This window comes from Lacticaseibacillus zeae DSM 20178 = KCTC 3804, from assembly GCF_000260435.1.
Lineage (GTDB): Bacteria > Bacillota > Bacilli > Lactobacillales > Lactobacillaceae > Lacticaseibacillus > Lacticaseibacillus zeae.
Window position 1 is genome coordinate 1 of record NZ_BACQ01000009.1, and the last position, 25,675, is coordinate 25,675.

Annotated in this window: 27 protein-coding genes and 1 tRNA gene; 22 read left to right on the forward strand and 6 right to left on the reverse strand. The window is 47.9% G+C overall.

Going from position 1 to position 25,675, the window contains the following annotated elements; translation table 11 throughout:
• The first annotated feature begins 2 nt into the window (after window positions 1-2).
• The 5 genes from hrcA to lepA all read left to right on the forward strand — a co-directional run bounded on the left by hrcA (window position 3) and on the right by lepA (window position 7,121).
• Window positions 3-1,031, forward strand: coding sequence for a heat-inducible transcriptional repressor HrcA (gene hrcA, locus GSO_RS01335; protein WP_010488119.1), 1,029 nt, complete (start codon window positions 3-5; stop codon window positions 1,029-1,031).
• 67 nt (window positions 1,032-1,098) lie between these two features.
• Window positions 1,099-1,692, forward strand: a complete 594-nt coding sequence (gene grpE / locus GSO_RS01340; RefSeq protein WP_010488121.1) for a nucleotide exchange factor GrpE — start codon at window positions 1,099-1,101, stop codon at window positions 1,690-1,692.
• 30 nt (window positions 1,693-1,722) lie between these two features.
• Complete coding sequence (gene dnaK / locus GSO_RS01345; RefSeq protein WP_010488123.1) at window positions 1,723-3,594, forward strand: molecular chaperone DnaK; 1,872 nt, start codon at window positions 1,723-1,725, stop codon at window positions 3,592-3,594.
• A 113-nt stretch (window positions 3,595-3,707) separates the two neighbouring features.
• On the forward strand, window positions 3,708-4,880 hold the full coding sequence (gene dnaJ / locus GSO_RS01350) for a molecular chaperone DnaJ (RefSeq protein WP_010488125.1): 1,173 nt from the start codon (window positions 3,708-3,710) through the stop codon (window positions 4,878-4,880).
• A 402-nt stretch (window positions 4,881-5,282) separates the two neighbouring features.
• Window positions 5,283-7,121 carry a translation elongation factor 4 gene (gene lepA / locus GSO_RS01360; RefSeq protein WP_010488127.1) on the forward strand — a complete coding sequence of 613 codons (1,839 nt, stop codon included), beginning with the start codon at window positions 5,283-5,285 and terminating at the stop codon, window positions 7,119-7,121.
• Window positions 7,122-7,276: 155 nt separating this feature from the next.
• Here lepA and GSO_RS01365 read toward each other — a convergent pair whose 3' ends face one another.
• The 3 genes from GSO_RS01365 to GSO_RS01375 all read right to left on the reverse strand — a co-directional run bounded on the left by GSO_RS01365 (window position 7,277) and on the right by GSO_RS01375 (window position 8,574).
• The gene (locus tag GSO_RS01365; protein ID WP_010488131.1) at window positions 7,277-7,507 is read right to left on the reverse strand and encodes a hypothetical protein; all 231 of its coding nucleotides are present in this window, start codon (window positions 7,505-7,507) and stop codon (window positions 7,277-7,279) included.
• 5 nt (window positions 7,508-7,512) lie between these two features.
• The gene (locus tag GSO_RS01370; protein WP_010488133.1) at window positions 7,513-7,989 is read right to left on the reverse strand and encodes an ASCH domain-containing protein; all 477 of its coding nucleotides are present in this window, start codon (window positions 7,987-7,989) and stop codon (window positions 7,513-7,515) included.
• A gap of 213 nt (window positions 7,990-8,202) precedes the next feature.
• Window positions 8,203-8,574, reverse strand: coding sequence for a hypothetical protein (locus GSO_RS01375; protein WP_010488135.1), 372 nt, complete (start codon window positions 8,572-8,574; stop codon window positions 8,203-8,205).
• A 293-nt stretch (window positions 8,575-8,867) separates the two neighbouring features.
• Between GSO_RS01375 and recJ the strand changes: the two genes are divergently transcribed.
• The 5 genes from recJ to GSO_RS01400 all read left to right on the forward strand — a co-directional run bounded on the left by recJ (window position 8,868) and on the right by GSO_RS01400 (window position 13,506).
• Complete coding sequence (gene recJ, locus GSO_RS01380) at window positions 8,868-11,165, forward strand: single-stranded-DNA-specific exonuclease RecJ (protein WP_010488143.1); 2,298 nt, start codon at window positions 8,868-8,870, stop codon at window positions 11,163-11,165.
• Window positions 11,162-11,689 carry an adenine phosphoribosyltransferase gene (locus GSO_RS01385; protein WP_010488148.1) on the forward strand — a complete coding sequence of 176 codons (528 nt, stop codon included), beginning with the start codon at window positions 11,162-11,164 and terminating at the stop codon, window positions 11,687-11,689. The genes recJ and GSO_RS01385 overlap by 4 nt, the downstream gene beginning before the upstream one ends.
• A gap of 87 nt (window positions 11,690-11,776) precedes the next feature.
• Window positions 11,777-12,277 (forward strand): Cys-tRNA(Pro) deacylase, encoded by a 501-nt coding sequence (gene ybaK, locus GSO_RS01390; RefSeq protein ID WP_010488149.1) that lies wholly within the window; start codon window positions 11,777-11,779, stop codon window positions 12,275-12,277.
• Window positions 12,278-12,293: 16 nt separating this feature from the next.
• Complete coding sequence (locus GSO_RS01395) at window positions 12,294-12,611, forward strand: DUF960 domain-containing protein (RefSeq protein WP_010488150.1); 318 nt, start codon at window positions 12,294-12,296, stop codon at window positions 12,609-12,611.
• A gap of 100 nt (window positions 12,612-12,711) precedes the next feature.
• Window positions 12,712-13,506 (forward strand): N-formylglutamate amidohydrolase, encoded by a 795-nt coding sequence (locus GSO_RS01400; RefSeq protein WP_010488151.1) that lies wholly within the window; start codon window positions 12,712-12,714, stop codon window positions 13,504-13,506.
• Window positions 13,507-13,731: 225 nt separating this feature from the next.
• Here the strand turns inward: GSO_RS01400 and GSO_RS01405 are convergent, their stop codons facing one another.
• Window positions 13,732-14,331 (reverse strand): Ltp family lipoprotein, encoded by a 600-nt coding sequence (locus tag GSO_RS01405; protein WP_044112435.1) that lies wholly within the window; start codon window positions 14,329-14,331, stop codon window positions 13,732-13,734.
• A gap of 551 nt (window positions 14,332-14,882) precedes the next feature.
• Between GSO_RS01405 and GSO_RS01410 the strand changes: the two genes are divergently transcribed.
• The 4 genes from GSO_RS01410 (at window position 14,883) to GSO_RS01425 (ending at window position 16,613) form a co-directional block, all read left to right on the forward strand.
• Window positions 14,883-14,971 (forward strand) — tRNA-Ser (locus GSO_RS01410).
• Between the two features lie 260 nt (window positions 14,972-15,231).
• Window positions 15,232-15,618 (forward strand): hypothetical protein, encoded by a 387-nt coding sequence (locus GSO_RS01415; protein ID WP_010488153.1) that lies wholly within the window; start codon window positions 15,232-15,234, stop codon window positions 15,616-15,618.
• On the forward strand, window positions 15,618-15,821 hold the full coding sequence (locus GSO_RS01420) for a hypothetical protein (protein ID WP_029345494.1): 204 nt from the start codon (window positions 15,618-15,620) through the stop codon (window positions 15,819-15,821). Before GSO_RS01415 ends, GSO_RS01420 begins: the two co-directional genes overlap by 1 nt.
• A 405-nt stretch (window positions 15,822-16,226) precedes the next feature.
• Window positions 16,227-16,613, forward strand: a complete 387-nt coding sequence (locus GSO_RS01425; protein WP_010488156.1) for a DUF1093 domain-containing protein — start codon at window positions 16,227-16,229, stop codon at window positions 16,611-16,613.
• Window positions 16,614-16,777: 164 nt separating this feature from the next.
• On the opposite strand, the gene GSO_RS01430 is transcribed toward GSO_RS01425, so the two are convergent.
• Window positions 16,778-17,026 (reverse strand): hypothetical protein, encoded by a 249-nt coding sequence (locus GSO_RS01430; RefSeq protein WP_010488157.1) that lies wholly within the window; start codon window positions 17,024-17,026, stop codon window positions 16,778-16,780.
• A 104-nt stretch (window positions 17,027-17,130) separates the two neighbouring features.
• Here GSO_RS01430 and GSO_RS01435 point away from each other — a divergent pair, with 104 nt between their 5' ends.
• The 8 genes from GSO_RS01435 to GSO_RS01470 all read left to right on the forward strand — a co-directional run bounded on the left by GSO_RS01435 (window position 17,131) and on the right by GSO_RS01470 (window position 24,141).
• On the forward strand, window positions 17,131-17,736 hold the full coding sequence (locus GSO_RS01435) for a DNA-3-methyladenine glycosylase (protein ID WP_010488158.1): 606 nt from the start codon (window positions 17,131-17,133) through the stop codon (window positions 17,734-17,736).
• Window positions 17,733-18,227 (forward strand): DUF3013 family protein, encoded by a 495-nt coding sequence (locus GSO_RS01440; RefSeq protein WP_010488159.1) that lies wholly within the window; start codon window positions 17,733-17,735, stop codon window positions 18,225-18,227. Before GSO_RS01435 ends, GSO_RS01440 begins: the two co-directional genes overlap by 4 nt.
• 61 nt (window positions 18,228-18,288) lie before the next feature.
• The gene (gene prmA / locus GSO_RS01445) at window positions 18,289-19,242 is read left to right on the forward strand and encodes a 50S ribosomal protein L11 methyltransferase (protein WP_010488160.1); all 954 of its coding nucleotides are present in this window, start codon (window positions 18,289-18,291) and stop codon (window positions 19,240-19,242) included.
• Window positions 19,242-19,970 (forward strand): RsmE family RNA methyltransferase, encoded by a 729-nt coding sequence (locus tag GSO_RS01450; RefSeq protein WP_010488161.1) that lies wholly within the window; start codon window positions 19,242-19,244, stop codon window positions 19,968-19,970. Before prmA ends, GSO_RS01450 begins: the two co-directional genes overlap by 1 nt.
• 37 nt (window positions 19,971-20,007) lie before the next feature.
• Complete coding sequence (locus GSO_RS01455) at window positions 20,008-20,331, forward strand: membrane protein (RefSeq protein WP_010488162.1); 324 nt, start codon at window positions 20,008-20,010, stop codon at window positions 20,329-20,331.
• A gap of 388 nt (window positions 20,332-20,719) precedes the next feature.
• Window positions 20,720-22,945: a RelA/SpoT family protein gene (locus GSO_RS01460; RefSeq protein WP_010488163.1), complete on the forward strand. Its 2,226-nt coding sequence runs from the start codon at window positions 20,720-20,722 to the stop codon at window positions 22,943-22,945.
• Window positions 22,946-23,068: 123 nt separating this feature from the next.
• Window positions 23,069-23,515: a D-aminoacyl-tRNA deacylase gene (gene dtd / locus GSO_RS01465; RefSeq protein ID WP_010488165.1), complete on the forward strand. Its 447-nt coding sequence runs from the start codon at window positions 23,069-23,071 to the stop codon at window positions 23,513-23,515.
• The gene (locus GSO_RS01470) at window positions 23,515-24,141 is read left to right on the forward strand and encodes an HAD hydrolase-like protein (RefSeq protein WP_010488167.1); all 627 of its coding nucleotides are present in this window, start codon (window positions 23,515-23,517) and stop codon (window positions 24,139-24,141) included. The genes dtd and GSO_RS01470 overlap by 1 nt, the downstream gene beginning before the upstream one ends.
• Window positions 24,142-24,217: 76 nt before the next feature.
• On the opposite strand, the gene GSO_RS01475 is transcribed toward GSO_RS01470, so the two are convergent.
• Entirely contained in the window at window positions 24,218-25,540 is a 1,323-nt protein-coding gene (locus GSO_RS01475; protein ID WP_010488169.1) for an N-acetylmuramoyl-L-alanine amidase family protein, read from the reverse strand.
• Between the last annotated feature and the right edge of the window lie 135 nt (window positions 25,541-25,675).

A 25,675-nucleotide genomic window follows, 5' to 3' on the forward strand; every position in this document is an offset into this window, starting at 1 on the left:
AAGTGCTCGTCTTAAAAGAAATCATCCGCCTGTTTACTGAAAGCGGAGAGCCGGTTGGTTCAAAGCGATTGATGCGCGAGCTGCCCATTCATGTCAGTTCCGCCACAATCCGTAATGATATGGCGTCGCTAGAAGATGCCGGTTTGATCACCAAGACCCACAGCAGTTCCGGGCGCGTACCGTCAACCCAAGGCTATCGTTATTATCTCGATCACCTTGTTGAACCGGTGCGTGTTTCGCATCAAGAACTGGCGACTATCAAGCAGGCATTTAGCCAGCGATACAATAAGATGGATGAGATTGTCGCGCAAAGTGCGCAAATTTTGTCCAATCTGACGAGTTACACGGCCATTAGCTTGGGACCTGAAGTAACCAATATCAAGCTGACAGGTTTTCGCCTTGTTCCATTAGGCAATCACCAAGTCATGGCGATTTTGGTCACGAATAACAGTAACATTGAAAACCAGGTCTTTACCGTATCGCAAAACATCTCATCCGATGAGCTTGAAAAGGCGATTCGAATTGTCAATGATCAACTCGTTGGACTGCCATTAATTCAAGTTGCACAGCGGCTGAAAACCGATGTGCCTTCAATGTTAATGCAGTATCTAACCAGTCCTGAAGGCTTCTTGGATATCTTCGGTAACGTTTTGAAATCAGCTGCGTCCGAGCGCTTTTACGTTGGCGGGCGGTTGAATTTGATGGATTACCTAGGCGATTCCGATATCCATGAACTGAAAAAGATTATGTCATTGATTGACGCTGATCACGGTGATCTGACGGAACTGCTTGGCGGACCGATTCGTCAAACGCCGGTTCAAGTACGTTTGGGGCCAGAGCTTAAGCCAATTGATTTGGCCAACCTCAGTTTAATCACCGCTAGCTACGATGTTGGTGACCACGGCACTGGAATGATCGCCTTGCTAGGACCGACGCAGATGCCTTATTCGAAAATGATCGGACTGCTGGATGTTTTCCGTGAAGAGCTGGCAAAACGGTTGACAGATTATTATGCCAACTTTGATCAATAAAAATTAAAAAATATTTGTTAGTGTGGATCCATGAATGCTGGCAAATGTGGTTTAAAGGGAGGATACCATGGCAGAAAGAAAAGCAAAGCAAACCGCAGCAGATACCGCCAAACAGGCAAAACAACCTGCTGAAGCGTCAGGGTCTTCGCTTAAAGAAGATATTCTGAAAGAAAGCATCGCTGATCTCAATGATCAACTAAAAAACAGCCAACATGATGGCGAGCAGTTGAAGAAAGAACGTGATGAATTCGAAGATAAATATCTGCGGGCAGCCGCGGAGATTCAAAATATGAATCATCGGTTCGAAAAAGAGCAACAGAAGCTGCTGAAGTACGACGGCCAGAAGTTGGCAAAGGCGATTTTGCCAGTGGTCGATAATCTTGAACGTGCGCTTGCAACCGAGGCCAAAGATGATAGTGCTGCGTCACTAAAAAAGGGTGTCCAAATGGTTTACGACCATTTGGAGCGTGCTTTGAAGGAAAACGGCATCACTGCTATTGATGGTACCGGTGAAAAATTCGATCCGAATACCCAACAGGCCGTACAAACAGTCGCGGCTGATGACAAACACGCAGCTGATACTGTCGCGCAGGTCCTGCAAAAAGGGTATTATCTCAAAGATCGGGTTTTACGCCCTGCTATGGTCGTTGTTGCTAAATAATTAAACTGAAAATAAAGAGGGTATAACAATATGAGTAAAGTTATTGGTATTGACTTAGGAACCACCAACTCAGCTGTTGCGGTTTTGGAAGGCAATCAGCCAAAGATCATTACAAATCCTGAAGGCAATCGGACCACACCGTCTGTTGTTGCGTTTAAAGATGGTGAAATTCAAGTCGGCGAAGTTGCTAAGCGTCAGGCGATTACCAATCCAGATACGATTGTTTCGATCAAACGCCACATGGGCGAAGCCAACTATAAGGTTAAGGTTGGCGACAAGGGATATACACCTCAGGAAATTTCTGCGATGATTCTGCAATACATCAAGAAGTTTTCTGAAGACTATCTGGGCGAACCGGTTAAAGATGCGGTTATTACCGTGCCAGCTTACTTTAACGATAGCCAGCGTCAGGCTACCAAGGATGCCGGAAAGATTGCCGGCTTAAATGTACAGCGGATCATCAACGAACCAACGGCCTCCGCATTGGCCTATGGTTTGGACAAAGGCGATAAAGATGAAAAGATTCTGGTTTATGACCTTGGCGGTGGGACGTTTGATGTTTCCATTCTGCAATTAGGTGATGGCGTCTTTGAAGTTCTGTCAACCAATGGCGATACCCATTTGGGCGGGGATGATTTTGATAACAAGATCATCAACTGGTTGGTTTCCGAATTCAAGAAGGACAACAACATCGACCTGTCTAAGGACAAGATGGCCATGCAACGTTTAAAGGATGCTGCTGAAAAGGCCAAGAAAGATCTATCTGGGGTTACCCAGACCCAGATCAGTCTACCATTTATCTCTGCTGGCCCTAATGGCCCGTTGCACTTGGAACGCACTTTGACGCGTGCTCAGTTTGACGAAATGACCGCTGACTTGGTTGCCAAGACCAAGCAACCGGTTGAAAATGCGTTGAAGGATGCTAAGTTGACTAACGCTGACATCGACAAGGTTATCTTGAACGGTGGTTCTACACGAATTCCGGCGGTTCAGGAAGCCGTTAAAGAATGGACCGGCAAAGACCCAGATCACAGCATCAACCCTGATGAAGCTGTTGCTTTGGGTGCTGCTATCCAAGGTGGTGTCATTTCCGGTGATGTTAAGGATGTTGTTCTGTTGGATGTTACGCCGCTGTCCTTGGGTATTGAAACCATGGGTGGCGTCTTCACCAAATTAATCGATCGTAACACGACCATTCCGACTTCCAAGAGCCAGGTCTTCTCAACTGCAGCTGATAACCAGCCGGCCGTTGACATTCACGTTCTGCAAGGTGAACGGCCAATGGCAGCGGATGACAAAACGCTTGGTCGCTTCGAATTGACGGATATTCCGCCGGCACCACGTGGGGTTCCGCAAATCGAAGTCAAGTTTGATATCGATAAGAACGGGATCGTTCAGGTTTCTGCCAAAGACCTTGGCACCGGCAAGTCACAGAACATCACCATTAAGAGTTCCAGTGGTTTGTCCGATGAAGAAATCGAACGCATGAAGAAGGAAGCCGAAGAAAACGCCGAAGCCGACGAAAAGCGTAAGGAAGAAGTCGACTTGAAGAACGATGTCGATCAGTTACTCTTCCAGACTGATAAGACACTCAAGGACGTTGACGGCAAGGTTCCTGAAGAAGATATCAAGAAAGTCAAGGATGCTCAAGAAGCTTTGAAGAAAGCGCAACAAGAAAACAACCTTGATGACATGAAGCAGAAGCGGGACGACTTGAACAAGCTAGTTCAGGATATGACCGTTAAGCTTTACGAAAACGCCCAAAAGAATCAGCAGGCACAAGGCGGCGCTGCTAGTGGTGCTGCAACCGGTGCAACGCAAGGCGGTACCGATGACAAGAAGTCTGACGATGATACCATTAATGGCGATTACAAGGATGTTTCTGACGACGATAAGAAGTAAGGTCGCAGATCATCAGCAAAAAGCCGAAGCCGCGGCGCGGTTTTGGCTTTTTGTTTGAATTATGCTATGCTGAATTGGCATTTTCAGTCACGATCTGAATCGAGGAGGAACTCATGGCGGATCAGAAAGATTATTATGAGACGCTCGGTGTGAGCCGGGATGCCGATGATGACACCATTCGTAAGGCTTTTCGCAAGCTATCGAAAAAATATCATCCCGATCTCAATCACGCACCAGGTGCAGAGCAAAAGTTTAAAGAGATAAATGAAGCCTATCAGGTCCTGTCTGATCCCCAGAAACGTGCGGCCTATGATCAGTATGGTTCTGCTGATGGTCCGCAGGGATTCGGCAACGCCGGCGCAGGCGCAGGTCAGGCAGGCGGCTTTGGCGATTTCGGTGGCCAAGGTGGTTTTGGCGGTGGCTTTGACGACATCTTCAGCCAATTCTTTGGCGGAGCTGGCGGTGGTGCCCAAGCGAATCCGTCAGCACCGCGTCAAGGCGCCGATTTACAATACCGGATGGACTTGACGTTTGAAGAGGCGATTTTTGGTAAAGATACCAAGATCTCCTACGATCGCGAAGCTGTTTGTCATACCTGTCATGGTAGTGGCGCTAAACCGGGTACCAGCCCGGTAACGTGCCATAAGTGCCATGGTACCGGTTACATCCAGGTACAACGAAATACGGCCTTTGGCACGATGATGACACGCCAGGCTTGCGACGTCTGCGGCGGTACCGGTAAAGAAATCAAAGAAAAGTGCCCGACTTGCCATGGCAGCGGTCATGAACAAGAACGTCACACTATTGATGTCAAGGTTCCAGCCGGCGTTGAAGACGGTCAGCAAATGCGGCTGCAACAAGCTGGTGAAGCGGGGACCAACGGCGGGCCTTACGGTGATCTGTACATTGTTTTCCGAGTTGCACCAAGCAAAAAGTATCAACGGGACGGCGCAGAAATCTATCTGACCATTCCATTAAGCTTTGCGCAGGCTGCATTGGGCGACGAAATCAAAGTCGATACGGTTCATGGACCGGTTGAGTTGAAGATCCCGGCAGGTACCCAAAGCCAGACTAAGTTCAGACTACGCGGTAAGGGTGCGCCAAGACTGCGCGGCAACGGAACCGGCGATGAAATTGTTACCGTCGAAATTCAAACGCCAAAGCATCTGAATGAGAAACAAAGAGCAGCATTGATGCAATTTGCTGCCGCTAGCGGTGAAGATGTCACGCCGCATAATGGCACGTTGTTTGACCGTGTTAAAGAAGCGTTTAAAGGCGGGAAATAAAGCGCTAAAATTGATTGACACAAAAAAATCGGTTCTGGAGGCAACTTGTCGCTGGAACCGATTTTTTGATATCCTTGTCCGGTAACTTCAATCTAACTTGTCTGGTTGCGGAAACGCACTCACAGTCGCAGAAATCTACGTGTAAGGACCTTGATCGTAATGGCCAAAACCGGCCCATCACGCCCAAGGCCACTTACACTCCGGTTTCTAACCGCGCCAGCTCACGCTCTGCTTGAAACGCGTTCGCTGGCGCAGAAGTCTGCGTATAAGGACCTTGGTCGCAATGGCCAAAATCGGGCCATCACGCCCAAGGCCACTTATACTCCGACTGCTAACCGCGCCAGCTCACGCTCTGCTATAATAAGAATCAAACGTTCGCTTAGAAAGTAGGCACTATTAAAGATGAATCATGAAGAAATGCTGGAACGACAAAAGCATATCCGCAATTTTTCGATTATTGCCCATATTGACCATGGCAAATCGACGCTTGCCGATCGCATTTTAGAATTAACCGACACCATTGCCAAGCGCGACATGCAGGCGCAAGTGCTTGATGATATGGCACTTGAGCGGGAACGCGGGATTACGATTAAACTCAACGCGGTCGAATTGCACTATAAAGCCAAAAATGGCGAAACTTACATTTTCCACTTGATTGATACGCCGGGACACGTTGATTTTAGCTATGAAGTCAGTCGCAGTCTGGCGGCGTGTGAAGGGGCACTGTTAGTTGTCGATGCCACTCAAGGGGTCGAAGCCCAAACGCTCGCCAATGTTTATTTGGCGATTGACGATGATCTGGAAATTATTCCTGTCATCAATAAAGTCGACCTGCCCAGCGCCCAGCCGGATGTGGTCAAAGAAGAAATCGAGGAAATGATCGGCCTTGATGCTTCCGATGCGATTTTGGCCAGTGGTAAAACCGGGCTCGGTGTTCCGGAGATTCTTGAAAGGATTGTAAAAGACATTCCTGCACCGTCTGGAGATATAAACGCACCCTTGCAAGCTTTAATTTTTGATTCAGTTTACGATGATTATCGTGGCGTTGTGCTTGATGTCCGCGTTAAGGAAGGTCAGGTCAAGGTCGGTGACACCATTCAGCTGATGAGCAACGGCAAGCAGTTTCAGGTAACAGAAGTCGGGGTTATGTCGCCTAAAGCCGTTAAACGCGACTTTTTGATGGTTGGCGATGTCGGATACATTACTGCATCAATTAAGACGATTCAGGATACTCGTGTCGGTGATACTGTCACACTAGCGGATCGGCCGGCAAAAGAACCATTAAAAGGCTACCGGAAAATCACGCCAATGGTTTACTCCGGACTTTTCCCAGTCGATAATGCGAAGTTTAATGATTTGCGCGAAGCATTGGAAAAATTACAGCTCAACGATGCAGCGCTTGAGTTCGAGCCGGAAACGTCCCAGGCGCTTGGTTTTGGCTTCCGGTGTGGGTTCCTAGGGCTGTTACACATGGATGTCGTCCAGGAGCGCCTGGAACGCGACTATGGCCTTGATTTAATCATGACAGCGCCAAGTGTGGACTATCAGGTAGTCCTGACAGACGGAACCGAAAAGACCATCGATAACCCAGCTGACATGCCGGATGCCAGTGAAATCAAAGAAATTCGCGAACCCTACGTGAAGGCTTCGATTATGGTGCCAAACGATTATGTCGGGCCGGTCATGGAACTATCCCAGCGTAAGCGCGGCGAATTTGTTACGATGGATTATCTGGATAAGTATCGGGTTAATGTGATCTACGAACTGCCGTTATCCGAAATCATCTATGACTTCTTTGACGACCTTAAGAGCAGCACCAAAGGCTACGCGAGTCTGGACTACGAAATTATTGGGTATCGGCAAAGTGATCTGGTCAAAATGGACATCTTGCTCAATGGCGATCCGGTTGACGCTCTGAGCACCATCGTTCACAAAGACTTTGCTTATGACCGCGGCAAGGCCATTGTTGCCCGGTTGAAAACAACCATTCCGCGGCAACAGTTTGAAATTCCGATTCAGGCAGCCATCGGCAATAAGATTATCGCCCGCAGCACCGTCAAAGCTTATCGTAAAAACGTTTTGGCTAAATGCTACGGCGGTGACATTACCCGGAAACGCAAACTGTTGGAGAAACAAAGGGCCGGTAAGAAAAGGATGAAAGCAGTTGGTTCTGTGGAGGTACCTCAGGAAGCGTTTATGAGCATTCTCAAGATGAATGACGAAGAAAGTCGCGGAAAATAGCGGTTTGTAGTCATTTAAATCTGTAACGTTTACTGAGACTGTTCCTCTAAACGGCAGCTCTGCATTTTTGATAGCTGACAATAACTCACAGTAACGAAACAACCAGGCGCTGATGATCCGTGGCGTCTGGTTGTTTTAATCTACTTTCGTGCAGTCTAATAGCCCTCATTCTTACGCTGATGATCATTCACAATATGTTTTGCCTTATGCGCCAGCTTGCGTTCGGGCTTAAAGAACTGGTACGCGCCATAGGAAACCAGTCCACCGAGCGCCGTAATGCCGAAAACAAGGATATAGATGGTGGCGTCCAAAGTAGGGTGAGGGATGTCCTCGAGTTTTCCTGTGACTTTCTTTTCCGCTAATGCCGTGCGATTCTTGAGACTCATGTTCGTCACCTCGTTTGAACAATCGGATAAACCGTGTGAAACTCTTCGACCACAACCATAGATGAGGCGGGATCAAACTGGATACCGTTTGCCTGATATTCGCGGCGGAAAAACGCTTCGTGAGCTGCACGCCAGCTTGCCAACGATTGAGAGCCTTCACCTTCGCGTTTGGCGATCGTGGCATCGACCTTGGTAAACGGCGTCACAAACACATTATCCGTGAAAGTCAAGGCGACGGGGCGATCCTGACGATCCAAGATGATGTTGTAAACGCCAGCAATCGGCAGCGGGTCTTGCTCAATGGTATAGAGTTCAAAGCCGCTGGTGGTTGCGGTTTTTTGGCCGGTTTTAACCAGCGCAGCTAACTCGTCAGCCAATTCAGGTCCGCCCAATTGATAGGCATCTTCGTAGGTTGCGGCTGGCAGATCCAACGCAGCTTTAGCTTTAGCAAAAAAGTCGTCCAATACTTGCTGATCAGCCATGACTTTCACGTCCTTTCTTTATCATTATTATCACACAATTCCCCACATGGTGCATGATTGGCTTATTAGACCGCCACACATAAGCATTAGTCAGTGTCTGCCACTGTGTCCTTCTCGATACAGAACCTTCATTGAGCAGTAAGAAGAGCAGTAAGAAGAGCAGTAAGAAAAATCGATGCCTTAACCGGGCATCGATTTTGTCAACATTCAGTTTTAGAAGACCTGTTCGTCAACTTTGCGCATGACGATCTTCGGTACAGTTAAACCAAGTTCATTTGCCAAGGTTTTCATGGCTTCTTCACGTGTCTTGATTTTATCCATATCCCAGATGATGTTGGCGATTCGCCCATTTTCATAATCAAAAGGCTCTTCGTAAAAATAATCATCGTCGTTGTCGTTATGAAGTTTTGCGGAAACCTTCTTTGACAACGCCCGGGTGTAATCGCGGTCGACCATTTCCGGAACATCCTTTTCCGTTACATAACCGACTTTCTCAATTTGCTTAGCTGCCTTATCGACTGCTTCGTCAGAAACTGTAATCTTCTTGCCGGCCTTTTCATTGAATTGGTCTTGAGATTTTGCCATGGTGCTTCCTCCTTAAAAATCGTAACGGTCTGCGAAAGGCTTTAATCCGTTACGCTTTGTCTAATAAAGACAACCCGTCAATTACGGATTGTCCGGTTAAAGTCGCTGACTGGAGTAGGGCTTTCTAACAACTCAATTATATCACGCTTTTTCTTGCCCGAACGGATGGGTTTGGTAAAGAAGCGATAGAGGAAGTTAAAAAGGCCGTTGCTGTAATGGAAAACTTGTGGCAACCGGTTAATTCGTGGCGGGTTGTCTGGTATACTGGATCGGTTAGAAAGGAACGAAACAATATGACGCAGTATCAGTGGCAACTCGCCGCACAACCCGATCCAGCAGCCGTTCAACAATTGAGCCAGACATTAGGCGTGCCAGCCTTTTTGGCGACTTTGTTGTGGCAGCGCGGTATTAAGGATAAATCTGACTACGAGGCGTTCGTGCACCCGAATATCAGTCGGCTGCACGATCCGTTTGCGTTGCATGACATGGATAAGGCAGTTGCGCGAATCCTAAAAGCAATCGAACATAATGAAAAAATCACGATTTACGGTGACTATGACGTTGATGGCCTGACAAGCAGCGCCATTATGCTTGAAACATTGCAGAGCCTTGGCGCGGAACCTGATGTGTTTATTCCGGATCGGTTTGCTGACGGTTATGGCCCGAACGCAGAAGTCTACGCGTATTTGCAGAAAACCGGTACGCAACTGGTGATTACGGTCGATAACGGCGTGGCTGGCGCTTCTGTGATTGACGCAGCTCAGGAAGCCGGGATGGACGTTGTGGTCACGGATCACCATGAACTACCCGCAAACCTGCCGCATGCGGTAGCGGTCGTGCATCCTCGGCATCCTGGTGGTCATTATCCGTTCGGCGATCTTTCCGGTGCCGGTGTGGCATTCAAGGTGGCCACCGCGCTGCTTGGCGAACCACCGCTTGAAAGCGTTGACTTAGCTGCCTTAGGAACCATTGCGGATTTGGTTAGTCTGACCGATGAGAATCGTGTGATCGCACAGCTGGGTTTGAAAATGATTCAGACCCAGCCGCGTGTTGGGATTGCCGCGATCTTGAAAGAGGCGGGCGTTGCCCCGGAGTCTGTGAACGAAACAACAGTCGGCTTTGTCATCGGTCCGCGACTAAATGCACTAGGACGCATGGGCGATGCGAATCCCGGCGTCACCTTGCTGACGACTTTTGAAGAAGATGTCGCTGCTGATCTGGCCCAACAGGTTGGTAAATTAAATCAGGAACGCCAAGGACTGGTCAGCAAGATTGCCACAGAAGCACTGGCAATGGCCCAGACCCCGGAAAACCAGGCTGCCAAGACTTTGCTACTGGCGAAAAAAGGCTGGCACGAAGGCGTTGTCGGGATCGTAGCCAGCAAAGTGGTTGAGGCGACCGGCAAGCCAACACTGATTATGAATATCGCTGATGACGGTGTGACTGCTAAAGGCTCGGGTCGTTCCATCGAAGCCTATCATCTTTTTAATGCCTTAGAACCGGTTAGAGACAAGATGGTGGCGTTTGGCGGACATCATATGGCAGTTGGATTAACGGCCAAGACCGAGGCGCTACCGGCAATTCATGCCCAGATGGAGAAGGCTGCGGCAACGATGCTCAAAACCGTGCCAAAGCCGACGCTGCCGATTGCTGCGCGGTTGGAAAATGATGATCTGACGTTAGATCATTACGAATTGATTCGCCAACTTGCGCCTTTTGGTCAGGGTAATCCCGAACCGACTTTTTCACTTCGGCCACAAGTGATTCAAAATGTGAAGCAAATCGGCAAAGAAAATACTCATCTCCGGTTTCAGGTGGATAATGGTATTAATGTCATCGGTTTTGGCTTTGGTGAGGCCGCTGCAACGCTGGTTGATGCCCAAGCCGTCAAGCTTGCTGTCAGGTTGGATCAGAACACCTGGCAAGGCAATACGAGCCTGCAGCTGATGCTAAAAGATTATGAAGTCAAGCAACCGCAAGTCATTGATTGGCGAATGCCTTCCATTGATGGCAGCCAATTCAAAAGCAGTCGTACCTATGTCTTTTTTGACGCGAAGGTTAAGCAGCAATTCGAGCGGCAATTTTCCTTTGGCGGTCCAACACTGACGGCTGAGCAAGTCACATCGCCGTTAGCCAATGCCGTTTTGGTTGATTTGCCTCAGAATCGTGCACAGCTGCGCGCGCTTATGCAGCAAATCCAACCACCAGTCGCCATTATGTTTTACGGCGCGCCCAGTCATTTAGTGGCTATTCCGACGCGCGTTGAGTTCGGCGCTGTTTTGCATTTTCTCAAGGCCCACCCCGGTTTTGACAAACACCACATTCCGGCAATCGCTAAAGCCGTGCACTTGACGGTCCATCAGGTGATCTTGGCGATTCAGGTGTTTTTTGAACTTGACTTTGTTACAATAGATGGTGCTTTTATTTCTCCAGTCACAGCACCGGCCAAGAAGCCACTGCAGACGGCCAAGGCTTATGCAGCCCGCGAGGAATTTCTAACGCTCGCGCAGCAGCTGCAAACCATGCCGCGAGCCCAGTTAGAAGCGATGTTGCTGACGGAGCAGCATACAGACAGTGAGGTAGGATCATGACCATCAATTTTAAAGATTACATCGCAAGTGTGAAGGACTTTCCGGAACCGGGGATTATTTTTCGCGATATTTCGCCGCTGATGGCAGACGGTAAGGCTTATGCCGCCGCGACTGACGAAATTGCCGCCTACGCCCAGGACAAAGGCGTTGAGATGATTGTCGGTCCGGAAGCACGCGGCTTTATTGTTGGTTGCCCGGTCGCTTACAAGTTAGGTATTGGTTTCGCACCGGCACGGAAAAAGGGAAAGCTGCCACGGCCAACGGTTAAGGCCAGTTATGATCTGGAATACGGTGAAGCGACCCTGTATTTACACAAGGATGCCATCAAACCGGGTCAACGTGTTCTGGTTTGCGATGATTTATTGGCAACCGGGGGTACCATTGCCGCAACGATTCGCCTAGTTGAGCAACTAGGCGGCGTGGTGGTTGGTACAGCCTTTTTGATTGAATTAAGCGACTTGCACGGCCGCGATAAGATCAAAGACTACGATATGTTCACGTTAATGGCATACACCGGCGCTTGATGGTGGTATTTTCGCTGCAATTGCCCTAGTATTTTAAGTGAAGGTTTTCAAGTAGGTCAGATGGAAATTTCGTGAGGAGGGGTCGCAATGGCTAAACATCATAAGACAGAAAAAACCTTGGTCGAAAAAATGTTAGACAAAGCGGGCATTACCTACGTGCCTTATGAATTTCCGACCGAAGAAGTGGGCGACGTTGCCCAACTGGAAGTCGATCATCTCGATGTTCCGGAACATCAAATTTATAAAACGCTGGTATTGACCGGCAACAAAACCGGGCCAGTGGTTGGCGTTGTTCCCTTAGATCGGCATGTCGACTACAAAAAGCTAAGCAAGGTCTCCGGTAATCGTAAAGTAGGCATGGTGCCATTGAAAGATCTCGTGAAAACGACTGGCTATGAGCACGGCGCCAATACACCGATTGGGATTCATGAGCGCCACAAATACCCGATCTTTATCAGTCAAGAGGCCGAAAATCAACCACGCATGATTGTATCAGCTGGAAAAGTCGGCCGTTCTGTTGGCATTGATCCCAAAGTGTTGGCAAACTTTGTTGACGCACAGTTTGCGGATATTGCCACACAGGACTGAGGAAAGGAGCCAAGTCATGTTTGAAGCAAATCATAGTCGATTCGCGACATTTGGCGTCATTTCAAACTTGCCGGGCGAAATTATCGATAGTATTTGGATGATTATCGACCGCAACTTACAAGGCGTTGTGCCACTGAACAACTTATTGCGCTTTGACCTGCAAAACAATCAAGGCAAGCTGACGGTTCATTTTAGTGAAGAAGGGGCCGATACGGAAATGGCCGTGGATCTGCCATTCCCATACGATCCCAGCTTTCCGGACACTGTGATGGCTTACGATGATGGTGAAAGTCAAACTATTCTTTTACCTGAAGAAGGCCACCGCGAATCGTAATGTCGCACTTAATCAAGTAAAAAGGCTAATCAGCATCGGGCGAAAATCGTTCGGTGCTGATTTTTTACGGTGCATCGTTTGCAATAAGGGGGCTTCATATTTGAATGACCAAAACGCGACGTACACGGTGTTGAATCAGGATCATGATTCACCGGTCGTTATTAGTTTACCGCACAGCGGCACTTGGCTTCCTGAGTCCATGAAGCAGGCGTTGCTGCCGACAGCTGTGTTAGCCAACACGGATTGGTTTTTGCCGGAACTCTATCGCTTTTTACCAGCCGCTGGGTTTACGACGTTGATCAATCACGTCAATCGCTATGTTGCCGATCCTAACCGCGCTGTGACTTACGATCCGTACCATGATTATCGCTCAGCCACCATTTATCAGCGCAACACATTTGACCATCCGCTATACGCAACACCGTTAACAACTGCGCAGATGCAGCAACGCGTCCGCATGTTTTACTGGCCTTATCGTCATCAGCTAAGCAGGTTGCTAGATCAAAAGAAAGCAAAATTTGGTCATGCTTATTTAATTGACCTGCACAGCTTTGCCCAATACCCGTATTATCCGGGCGTTAATTCGAAAGCCATTGTCTTAGGCAACGATCATGACAAGACCTCCAGCAAAGCATTTCGGCAAGTGCTGACAAACCGGCTGATCGACCAGGATTGGACTGTCGAAAATAATTTTCCGTTTCGCGGTGGCGACATCACACGTTATTATGGCCATCAACAGGGAATAACGGCGATTCAAATTGAACTGCGCTATGACCAGTACATTGCGCACAGGACTTTTGGTGAAGAGGTGCTCACGCAATATCAGCCGGATATTTTTAGGCAGGCGCAAAGGCGTTTAGCTTTTTTGACCGATTTTTTGAATCGTCTGGATTAAAGCGGGCATCTTGATCTCAATGATTGCGTTTTCAAAATCCGAATCAGAATAAAATTCTAAAAAGGCAAAAAGACACCGGTGAGTTATTTTCTCACGGGTGTCTTTTGATAGTTGATGCAAACAGGCGAACTTTTTCTGTCCCCCAAACCAAGTGCTTGCTTGATTTAGGTTCGATCATTGAGCGAAGATTGTTTCATTGTAACTCAAGTTTAAAAAGAGTTGCGGCTACTTATCACTAAGATGTTGAACTGCATAATTTGCTTCTTCAGCGGTGAACTTTTCACCATGCTCTGAAGTTAACTGGTCACGAATTGCATCAGGCGACATAGCCATGTCCTTTTGGTATGACTTAGCTTTCTCCAAAGCGTTTTTGTTCCAGTCCGCTTTGACATTTTGAATGGCATAATTGCCTTCTTCAGCGGTAAACTTTTCGCCGTGTTCAGAAGTCAGTTGATCCAGTATGCCAGCCTTTGACATGTGCATTGTGTCAGCATAATTTTTAGCTTTCTTAACAGCATTCTTATTCCAGTCCGCCTTGACATGATCAATCGCATACTGTGCTGCTTGAGCTGAGAACTTTTCACCATGCTCAGAGGTGAGTTGGTCATAAACGCCTTGTTTCGACATATTCATCATCGTTGCATAAGATGTTGCCTTGGCTAATGCCGAGCGATAATCGGCCGGCACATCAGGTTCTTTGGATTCAGCTTTGGATGGCGTCGATTTTGACGCATCAGCAGTTTTACTTTCAGTCTGACTAGAGCTGGATGTTTGTTTTGAGCTGTTGTTACCTTTACCCCCAGCCATTCCGCCAGCAATAATCATAACAACGACAACGAGTAACCAGAACCAAATTCGCTTATAAATTGGCTTTTTCTTCACTTAATTTTTCCTCCAAATTGTCTATTTAATTGTTTAAAAATAATCCGATCTGCCCCGACAGATCGGGATTCCTACTTGTCATTTCACTTGTGAACCTTCACAACAACGATAAAATGGGCATTAACTTCCCGAAGAGCTGAAAGTCGAAGGCGCCTGTTTGCACCTTTAGAAGCATATTATACAGCTTAACAATTTATGTCAACAAAATAAAACTTGTAGATGGTACAAAAGGATTGTGTACAAGTTTAAATAATTTAATAACATTATTTATTTATAGATGATATTTAGACTTGCATTTAGTAATTTTGCAAAGGCATGCATAATCGAATCAGGCAAAACAGCTGCAAACGTCACATAATTAGAAGGTGACACAGTGTCACCACCCATCTAAATGATCCGCACCAAGATTCAGTCTCTTTTAAGTTAGTCAAACAAATTTCAAGAGATTCGCTTCCCAAAATGCAGGCACTTTGTTATACTAGTTCTTGTGTTTTGGAGAGTTGGCAGAGTGGTAATGCAACGGACTCGAAATCCGTCGAACCCGTTTATAGCGGGCGCGCAGGTTCAAATCCTGTACTCTCCTGAGATTGAAAGAGCGTGATACCGGGATTAAACGCCTGTTATCACGCTTTTTTTACGCCATTAGTCTGGTTCCAAAATCGACTATGCGAACCTGCACATCACGCGGTCGGTTTCCATCCAGTCCGTTTCATTTTTACTCGCTATACCACAATTCAACAGCAGAAGATTAATAACCTTTGTATAAACAGGATCCATCATCGTGCAATGGTTTCTGCAAACTTGTATAATACAGTTACTGCTAAAACAAGGGATGATCGACACTTGAAAATTTCCATTAAAAAAGTACCGGCACTTTATGATTTGATTTATGGGGCGTTTGCCCTTGTGATGCTGATTGTTGCGATCGTGACAACTCTGCCCAACGGATTTTCTTTTACAAGCGTTGGCGCAACGCTGATGACATGGGCGGACCATCTGTGGTGGTTGACTGTGCCCGGCATCATTTTTCATTTACTGTCGTATTTTGTGAGTCAGCATTCACGATTGCTTACAGTGGGTAACATCATTGGGTTATGCGCCTTTATTGCCTTTATTTTGATTCCTAATTATAGTGTCTTTGCATTGATTGGGTTGGTCGTTGCCATGCTGCTCATTTTGAGAGGTGCCAATCGCTCACATCGAATGCGCGAGGAGTCGGAGGTGTCATGATGCCTTGGTTAAAGCATAAAAAAGATGACGAACCGGAAGTCGGCATTGGCGATCATGATTTTAGCCAGTTTGTCAAAAATGCCCGCCGTGATCCGCAACGTTTCAAGGCGGTTCAGTCAGTATTTAGTCGACTAAAACGCAATCCGCATAAAAACAGTAACAATCATCTGCCAGTGAAGCATTCACCTAAAGATGCGCGTTAAAGCCATTTAGTAGTTGGACAAGAAGGTATATCAGCCTCGGGACGATCTTTGTCTCCGAGGCTGATTTTGTTGCCGCGCATTTGTTCATGCTGCTGCCGGGCAAGCAATCCTCAGATTTTTTGGGATTCCCTTATGTCGAGCTATGCTTGTAAAAATATTAAAGCTAAATTAAGAATAGTTTTTGCCACTTTATTCTTACAAAAATGTTCGATTAGTTTCTTATCTGTCCCTTAAAATGACGATTTCTGAACCACCACAGCTAACGTAGAAATGCTTGAATGCCTTATCTACCTTACGATTATGACATTTTTGTCACGATTTAAGAAAACTCTAAAGGCGGTAAAGATAGTTGCAACTTTTTATTCGGATTGACATAATGTTGGTAACAAAAAGGAGCGATTATCCATGAAAAGAGTTATAGGTGTGGTTGCGTTACTTGCGGTTCTTGTTTTGGGCTTTTTTGGCTATCAGTATTGGAACAGTACTTATAATGGGGTTGAAGCCTATGCCGTGGTCACTGAAGGCAAAAAGGAAGCTTCCAAGAATGATGATGGCTCGCCTTACAAAGTGAATGGCAAACAATACTACACGTATGAATACGATTTCGTTTGGATCACAAAAGACGGTCAAGAACGAAAACTCGGGTTCTCATCTCCAGAATCGGCTGATCCCAAGCCATTAACACCAGGTACGTATGTTAAAGCCAAGATTTCGCAAAAACGGGTCATTGCTGGCCCACAAACCGTTTCGGCTGATTCGGTTCCTGCGGCGATTAAGGATAAGCTTAAGTAGTTTCTCAGTGACATCGAGAGCATGATGCTAGCATGTATGGAAATGGGGCAGGGAACTTTGCTGAGTCCGATTACGCCCTGCTTTCTAGCCGTACCGGGTCACACGCAAAAAAGAGGCAAACAACAGCCCATTGAGGCTGCTAGTTTGCCTCTTTTTGCTAGCCATTATTTTTGGTCAGGCAATGTAAGCGCGCCGTCTTCGACCAATTTGCTTAAAATTCGATAAAGTAGTTCTTCGGAAAAATCCCGCGACTCTGATAGCAAATAACTATAGGTGTCGGCCACACCCGGATCCGGTACTTTGGCTAACCATTTTTGGAGGCGGGCGTTGACCTTGTCGTCTGTGTAGAGTTCGGAGACCAGTGTATCGGCTTGTTGACTGATAAGCGCGCGCAATGCTAAGTTTTCTGCCATGTTCAGCTTCCTTTCCAGTTGGTTACTATTATACCTGGCGATGTTTTGAAGGCAAAGCCACTTAGCCCTTTGCATTCGGCTGAAGCTAGGCTAATATATTAAGCATGATAATTCCTTGGTTAGCAACACAACCAACCCTTCAATCCGCGCAACAATTATTGGGGATGAAGTTAAGTTTAGCCAACTGCAGCGGCTTAATCGTCGAAACCGAAGCTTACCTCGGTGTTCGCGATCAAGCAGCACATGCGTTTGGCAATCGACATACTAAGCGCAATCACAGTCTGTTCTTGGAAGCGGGCACAGTTTACGTGTATCAAATGCGGCAATACTGTTTGCTGAATATTGTGACCCAGGCGGCTGATATCCCTGAGTGCATTTTGATTCGCGCGCTTGAACCGGTAGCTGGACTGGCGGACATGGCGCACCGGCGTCATCAAACCGGTGTCGGGCTTACAAACGGGCCGGGAAAGTTATGCCAGGCGTTAGCGATTGATCGCCAGCTCGATGGGACTATGCTAAATGACGGTCAATTAAAACTAACGCCAACAGCGTATCGCCCACGGAATATCGTGATCGGTCCGCGAATCGGCATCCCCAATAAGGAACCCTGGACAAGTGCACCCCTGCGATTTTACGTGTCCGGCAATCCGTTTGTGTCGGGCTTGCCGCGGCGAGACCAGGATCGGAAAATGAAAGGATGGCAAACATGAGCCAACTGAATATGTTAGATGCAATCGGCGAGAAAATGGATCAGCTCGATTTTGACGGCGATCTTAGTTTGAACTGGGATAAGGATGCCCACGTCATTGAACTGGAAATCACGATGACGGCACAGGGTGAGGCAGGCATCAAGGTTGAAGACCAAAACGGCGCGACCATTGATGACGGACCGGTCACTTATCAAGATGCAATTCTTTTTTATGACGAGACCCGGCTGCATGGTGAAGATTATGCCGATGACTATCTCGCCATTTTCGGGTTTAATGGCAAGAAAGGCATTGATGTCGCAACCGTGGATGCCTTGTTCATTTATCTGCAGTATTTGCTAGACGATGGTGAAAGCGATCTGATGGATTTTGTCGATGGCACATCTGACAATGATCTTTTTTCATTGAATTTCGACGATGCGGCGTTTGAAGAGATTCTGGCGCAACAGCCTGACGCCAACAATCGGATCTTTTTGCCGTATCCGAAGTATTAATAAGTTGATGAGCGAGTGTTAACCGCAATTGGATGATAGGCGGCACTAAAAGGAGACATCGATGAACAACGATTGGACAGCGTTAACGGTAACAACCTCGACTGAAGCGATAGAGGCGGTTAGCAATATTTTGATGGAGGCCGGGGCTGAGGGGATTCAAATTAAGGACGCTGCTGACTTCAAAAAAGCGACGATTGATGCCCACGGAACCTGGTTTGACCCAACGACTATTCCACATTTAGCTTCAGGCGCCCAGGTAATTGGTTATTTTGATCCAGCCACTTCACTCATTGAACAGCGTGATCACATTGCGTCTCAAGTCAAAGCACTGAAGCAATTCGGATTAGATCCCGGAGCGGCGACGGTCACGTTAACCGATGTGCGGCAGGCTGACTGGGCGAATGTCTGGAAACAGTATTATCATCCGCTTCGGGTTACGCGGTTTTTAACCATTGTGCCAAAGTGGGAACAGTACACGCCTGAACAAAATGGCGAAATCGTGCTGACGCTGGATCCAGGCATGGCGTTTGGCACCGGCACGCACCCGACCACTCAGCTGATGTTAGAGTTACTGGAGTCAGTGGTGCGCGGCGGCGAGACGATGATTGATGTCGGAACCGGCTCCGGGATATTGGCGATTGCGGCCGAACGTTTGGGGGCCAGCCGTATTTTAGCAACCGATGTCGATGATGTTGCCGTCAAAAATGCCCAGTCTAACATAGAACTCAATCCTGTCAGCCACATCACGGTAAAAGCGAATGATTTGCTGCAAGGAATCACGATGTCTGCTGATTTGATTGTTGCCAACATTTTAGCTGAGGTTTTAGTGCCTTTAATTCCGCAGGTTCGGGAGCGTTTAAAGTCTAAGGGACATTTCTTGCTTTCCGGCATTATCGTTGACAAAGCAGCCTTAATCACGCAGACTTTGCAGGCCAATGGGTTTACGATTGCCCAACGGCGTGAAGCAGGCGGCTGGGTGGCGCTCGATGCGGTGATTCCAGACGAGGACGACTGATGCAGCGGTTCTTCACCACACATAAGTTGCATAAAAAGCAGACGTTAACACTGGAACCAGCGATTGCAAAGCACGCCATTAAGGTGTTGCGGCATGAGGTGGGCGATGTGATTGAGCTAGCCGATCCCGAACACCATGTTTATCAGGCTACGATTCAGACCACAAATCCGCTGACGGTTTTGATTGGCGAGGATGTCACGCTACCCGTCGAACTGCCAATTGCCGTTGAAATTGTCTGCGGTGTCAGCAAAGGCGATAAAGCCGAGTGGATTGTCCAAAAGGCAACCGAATTAGGCGCTGCCAAGATCGGCTTTTTTAATGCTCAGTGGGGCACTGCCCGCTGGCCGGCTGAACGGGTTGCCAAGAAAATGAGTCGGCTGGCGACCATCGCGCAAAATGCCGCGGAGCAAAGTCATCGCAATCTGGTTCCTGAAGTGGCGATGTATGCTAAGCTGGATGATGTAGGCCGTAGCGCGGCAGTCAAGCTGGTTGCTTATGAAGAAAGTGCCAAGCAAGGTGAACATGCCGCATTGGTCGCAGCGTTGGCAGAGAAGCCAGCGTCACTATGCGTTGTTTTTGGTCCGGAAGGCGGTATTTCACCGACTGAATTATCTGGGCTAAAAGCACGCGGCTTCACTCCGGCCGGTCTCGGTCCGCGAATTCTACGGGCAGAAACGGCGCCGCTGTACTTACTGAGTGCCGTTTCGGTTCTCACCGAGCTTACTTAATTAAAAATTGAATGATTAATAAAGGAGACTACCGCCGATGAGTCGTGTCATGAATTGGGTTAAAGTTCCGCGCAATACTATTATTTGTTGGAGTGTCTTCGTGACCTTGCTCCTCCCTTGGGTCTTCCCATTACTGCATCTCAGCACTGCCATTCGCGTCGGTGTGCTGTTCATCTTGATCAACATGCTGAGCGCCTGGTGGATTGGCAAAATGATTCGTCGCCATCATTTAGGTTGGTGGTGGCTTCTGGTTTTACCTGTCTTGTTTACGTTGATGGTTTTATGGCGGTACAAATGGTATGGGTATTTTTTCCCGCCGATCTACATCGTTTTGAGCTGTCTGGCAATGGCAAAGGACTAGCATTTTGCCCAAGAATCGTTATAATTTAAGGGTAGTCTAAGAACAGATGAAACCAGCTGTGCGCCAAATGTTTCATCAACAACGTGCAGCGATCATGCGCGAACTGACGCGATTAATCAAGCGTAACGAAGCGGCGATAAGCGTGTTGTCCCGGCCAAGTCGGAACAGACCGTTTATCGCCCTTCTCATAATGTCAGCGTGCATATTAACGCGCTCCCCGGCGCAGAAGTCTGTATGTAAGGGCTTTGAACGCAATGGCCAAAGACCGGCCATCACGTCCAAGGCCACTTACACTCCGACTTCTAACCGCGCCGGCTCACGCTCAGCGCATATTAACGCGTTCGTCAGCCCAGAAACTGGACTGGCTCACGCTCAGGAGGGGAATAGCATGGCCGAAGAAGTTGAACTTACCCAACCGGATGTCATGAAGTTGTGCAAAGCTTATATGAATCCTGAACATTTGGCATTCGTCGAAAAGGCCTATAAATTTGCTGCATACGTTCATAAAGACCAGGTTCGCAAATCCGGTGAGCCTTATATTATTCATCCCATTCAGGTAGCCGGGATTCTTGCCGAATTAAAAATGGATCCGGAGACAGTGGCTTCCGGGTATTTACATGATGTCGTCGAAGATACCAACATCACGTTAGGCGACATTGAAGAGGTGTTTGGGCATGATGTCGCGGTTATTGTTGATGGCGTCACCAAACTGAGCAAAGTCACGTACGTTGCGCATAAAGACGAACTTGCTGAAAACCACCGGAAGATGTTGTTGGCGATGGCCAAGGACTTACGGGTCATCATGGTCAAATTGGCTGACCGTCTGCACAATATGCGGACGCTCCAGCACTTACGCCCAGACAAGCAGCGGCGGATCGCCAATGAAACATTGGAGATTTATGCGCCTTTAGCTGATCGTTTGGGGATCAGCACCATCAAGTGGGAACTCGAAGATCTGTCGTTGCGCTATCTAAACCCGCAACAGTACTACCGGATTGCTCACTTGATGAACAGCAAGCGAACCGAACGCGAAGCTTATATCCAAGAAGCCATTGAAGAAATCAAAAAAGCGTTGGCTGACTTGCATATCAAATATGAAATCTATGGTCGTCCCAAGCATATTTATTCGATTTACAAAAAAATGCGCGACAAACACAAGCAGTTTGACGAACTCTATGACCTGCTTGCCATTCGGGTGATCACCGAAACAATTAAAGACTGCTATGCAGTTTTAGGGGCCATCCACACCAAATGGAAGCCAATGCCAGGACGGTTTAAAGATTACATCGCGATGCCAAAAGCCAACCTGTATCAAAGTATTCATACAACGGTCATCGGGCCCATGGGCAAACCGCTAGAAGTGCAGATCCGAACAGAAGAAATGCATCACGTGGCTGAATATGGTGTTGCGGCACACTGGGCTTACAAAGAAGGTCAGACCAGTAAAGTTCAGTATGACAAGGCCGGCAAGAAACTGGATATTTTCCGCGAAATTTTCGAACTGCAGGATGAAAGTAGCGATGCGGCTGATTTCATGGAAAGTGTCAAAGGTGACATTTTTACCGATCGGGTTTATGTATTTACGCCCAAGGGTGACGTCTACGAGCTTCCTAAAGGTAGTAATCCGCTTGATTTTGGCTATCTTATTCACACTGAGGTCGGCAATCACACAGTCGGGGCAAAGGTCAATGGCAAAATCGTGCCGCTGAATTATGTGCTCAAAAACGGTGATATTGTCGAGATGCTGACGGCTAGCGGCAGTGCTCCGAGTCGTGACTGGATCAAGATTGTTTATACCTCCCGCGCCCGCAACAAGATCAAGCGCTATTTTAAGCAAGCCGATAAAAGCGAAAATGCCGAAAAAGGTCGCGATATGCTGGAACACGAGCTGCAAGAGGAAGGGTATACACCTAAAGAGTTCCTGACCAAGGAAAACCTGTCCGGGCTCATGCAGCGGCTGAATTTTCAAACCGAAGATGAACTGATGAGTTCGATCGGCTATGGTGAATATACGCCGAAAGTCATTGCCAATCGGCTGACCGAGAAGTATCGCCACGAAAAGGCCGAAAAAGATCGCAAAGCTAAAGAAGCCGCGATCCTGTCGAAGAATCAAAAAGTGACGACGGTTTCCAGCGAACGCCATCAGCCACAGACCCATTCCGAAGATGGCGTGGTTATTGAAGGTGTCGATAATCTGCTGGTTCATCTGGCCAAGTGCTGCATGCCTGTGCCTGGCGACGCGATTGTCGGGTATGTCACCAAAGGCCGCGGTGTGACTGTTCATCGTGCTGATTGCCCCAACGTTCAAAATTCCAAGGAAATGTCTGGCCGGCTGATTGAGGTTCGCTGGGAGAATGAAGAGGATCAAAAGCAGCTCTTCAACACAGATCTCGAAATTTACGGATACAATCGCAGCGGATTGCTGAGTGATGTTCTGCAGGTTCTCAACGCCCAAACCAAAGCCTTGAATAATATCAATGGCCGGGTCGACCATGACAAAATGGCTGACATTCATGTTACGGTCGGGGTCCGTAACCTTGCTCACTTGGATAAGTTGATGGACGCAGTTAAAAATGTCCCGGATATTTATGAAGTTAAACGGGCCAATGGTTGATCGAAGGCAGCAGTCGAGCAACATCGCCAGCTTAGACTGAGATGTTTGTTCCTGCTGCTTTTTCGGCCATAGCGAGCCGGCACCGGATCCAAATAAAAGCAAACGAGAAAAGGAGAGGAATTCATGCGCGCAGTCGTACAACGCAGTCTTGCCGCCCAAGTCACCATTGAGGGGCAAATAGTCGGAGCCATCGACCACGGTTTTGTCGTGTTATTAGGCGTCGGTCCTAACGATACCCAGGCCGACAGTGACTATCTGGCGGAAAAAATAAGTAAATTAAGGGTGTTTAGTGATGATGCCGGCAAAATGAATTTGGCCTTGGCAGATGTCGGTGGGCAGATTTTATCGATTTCCCAATTCACGTTATATGCCGATACCCGCCGTGGCAATCGGCCGAGTTTTACCAATGCGGCTGATCCGGCTTTAGGTGAGCAACTGTACCAAGCCTTCAATGCCAAACTACGCCAACTGGGAATGACGGTGGCAACCGGTGAGTTCGGCGGCGATATGCAGGTGAGTCTCACTAACGACGGTCCAGTCACCATTCTGTTTGATACGGAGGCGAAGTAATGCTGGTTAATGCGATTTGGGATTTTGACGGCACGCTGTATGATTCCTATCCCGGCATGATGAAGGCCCTCAGAAGCCTCGTATTGGATAACGGTGGTCAGATTGAAACGGATGCTTTGTACCGCCAAGTCAAAAAGACTTCAATCAAAAAGTTCCTAACCGATTTCGGTAGCAAAGTAGGACGCTCAGTGGATGAATTAGAAGCTGACTACCATCACCGTGCCCGTGCTTACCTTCATGACATTCATCCTTACCCGGCGGCGCTGCCAGTATTGCAGGCAATCAAGGATCAAGGTGGGAACAATCTGTTGTTAACGCATCGCGACCACAGCGCATGGCAGATTCTCGCGAATGATCATGCGGATACCTTGTTTCTCGGTGGTGTGGATTCCGACCTGAACCTGCCACGCAAACCGGCACCGGATGCGATTCAATATCTACTTGATCGATTTCAGCTGAATCCGGCAGTTACCGCCATGATCGGTGACCGTTCTCTGGACATTGATGCTGGCGTCAACGCAGGGGTCAAAACCATTTATTTCAATGTCGATGGGTTAAATGCCGCACCGCAAGCGGACTTTAAGGTTGATACTTTGGAAGAAATTCCACCTTTGTTCCGCAAGTAAATAGTTGCAACCAAAATACCCGCTAAGGCAAATGCAGCTGCCTTGGCGGGTATTTTGATTGATCTAGATGAAATGATTATTGGTGATTGCCAGCCTTGAAGTAGGCATTCAATCCATTGACAATATCCGTCGCTATTTTGGACTGATACGTCGGATCCTTGATGTGTTTAAAGTCTTTGTCATTGTTGATGTAGCCCATTTCGTTCAAAATGGCCGGCTGCTTGTTATCGCGCAAGACTTCATAATTACCAAAAGCCACGCCACGATTCTCCAGCGGTAAGCCGGTCAGCGCACCATTAATCGACTTGGCCAGCGCGAGATCCTTTTTACTGCTGTAGTAGTAGGTGGTGAAGCCTGAAGCAGAGTTTTTGGATGGGCTGGAGTCAAAGTGGAATGAGATGAACGCATCTGCGTGGGCGTTGTTGGCGGTGGTCGGCCGTGGCGCAAGATCAACAAACGTATCGGTGGTGCGTGTCATGATGACGTTTGCTCCGGCTGCGCGCAAGGCATTGGCAACAAGATCAGCCGTTTTCAGAGTGTAGGTTTTTTCATAATCAGAGCCATCATTGGCAATGGCACCGGTATCGGTACCGCCGTGCCCCGGATCGAGGACAATCGTCGCTTCGGAAAGCTTGGTTGCGGCTTTTTGCGTCTGACCATCATTCGGCGCGCTGACTGTCCAGCTAGCCACAAAACCGGTTTTGCCATCAGGCGCGGTAACCTGATACCAATCATCCTGTTGCTTGATAACGGTCAGTTCCGTGCCCTTGTCCAGTTTTTCGACAACCGGTGCATTGATACCCGCCGCATTGCGTAAATTAGTTGTTGTGTTGGTCGTGACTTTGAGCGAGGGGTTGCTTTGGGTCTGCGTCAGATTTGCCTGGGCAGGTTGCGCAAGGTTCGTTGTCTGGCCGGTCAACTGGACACTGCTGCTGGTGATCCACGCCGCAGTATTGTTGTATGCGATTTGCGTCCAGTTGCCTTCCTGATAGACGACCTTAACACTCACGCCAGCATTAAGAGAGCCTAATTGTTTGGCATCCTGGCTCGCATATTCACGCACATTCACCGGTTGATTGACCGTAGCAACTTTTGCCCTGGTCGTGGCAGCTTCGCTTTGATCCACCAGCCATGATGCCACCCAACCAATTCGATTCCCGGCAAGCCGAACTTGGTACCAGGAATTCTTGGCACCGATAATCGTCAGCTGATTACCCGACTTAACCTGACCCATAATGCCGTAAGCAAGCCCGGGCCCTAGGCGCACATTAACCGTGTCGGCCTTGACCGTCATATATTGCGTATTGGCCATGACACTGGTCGTCGCGGCACCAACGCCAAACAACACCGCCAGCAAAATGATCAATGGCCATTTTTTCAATTGTCCGATAGGTTTCATGACCCAGCCTCACCATTCTCTAAAAATCGTTAAGTTCATTATAGCAAATCGGCTGGCAAAAAGGCGGCAAAGACAGTTTTACTGTCTGTAAGCCGTACGCTAGAGTCAAAAGTCAGCGATAAGAAAAGAATAGAA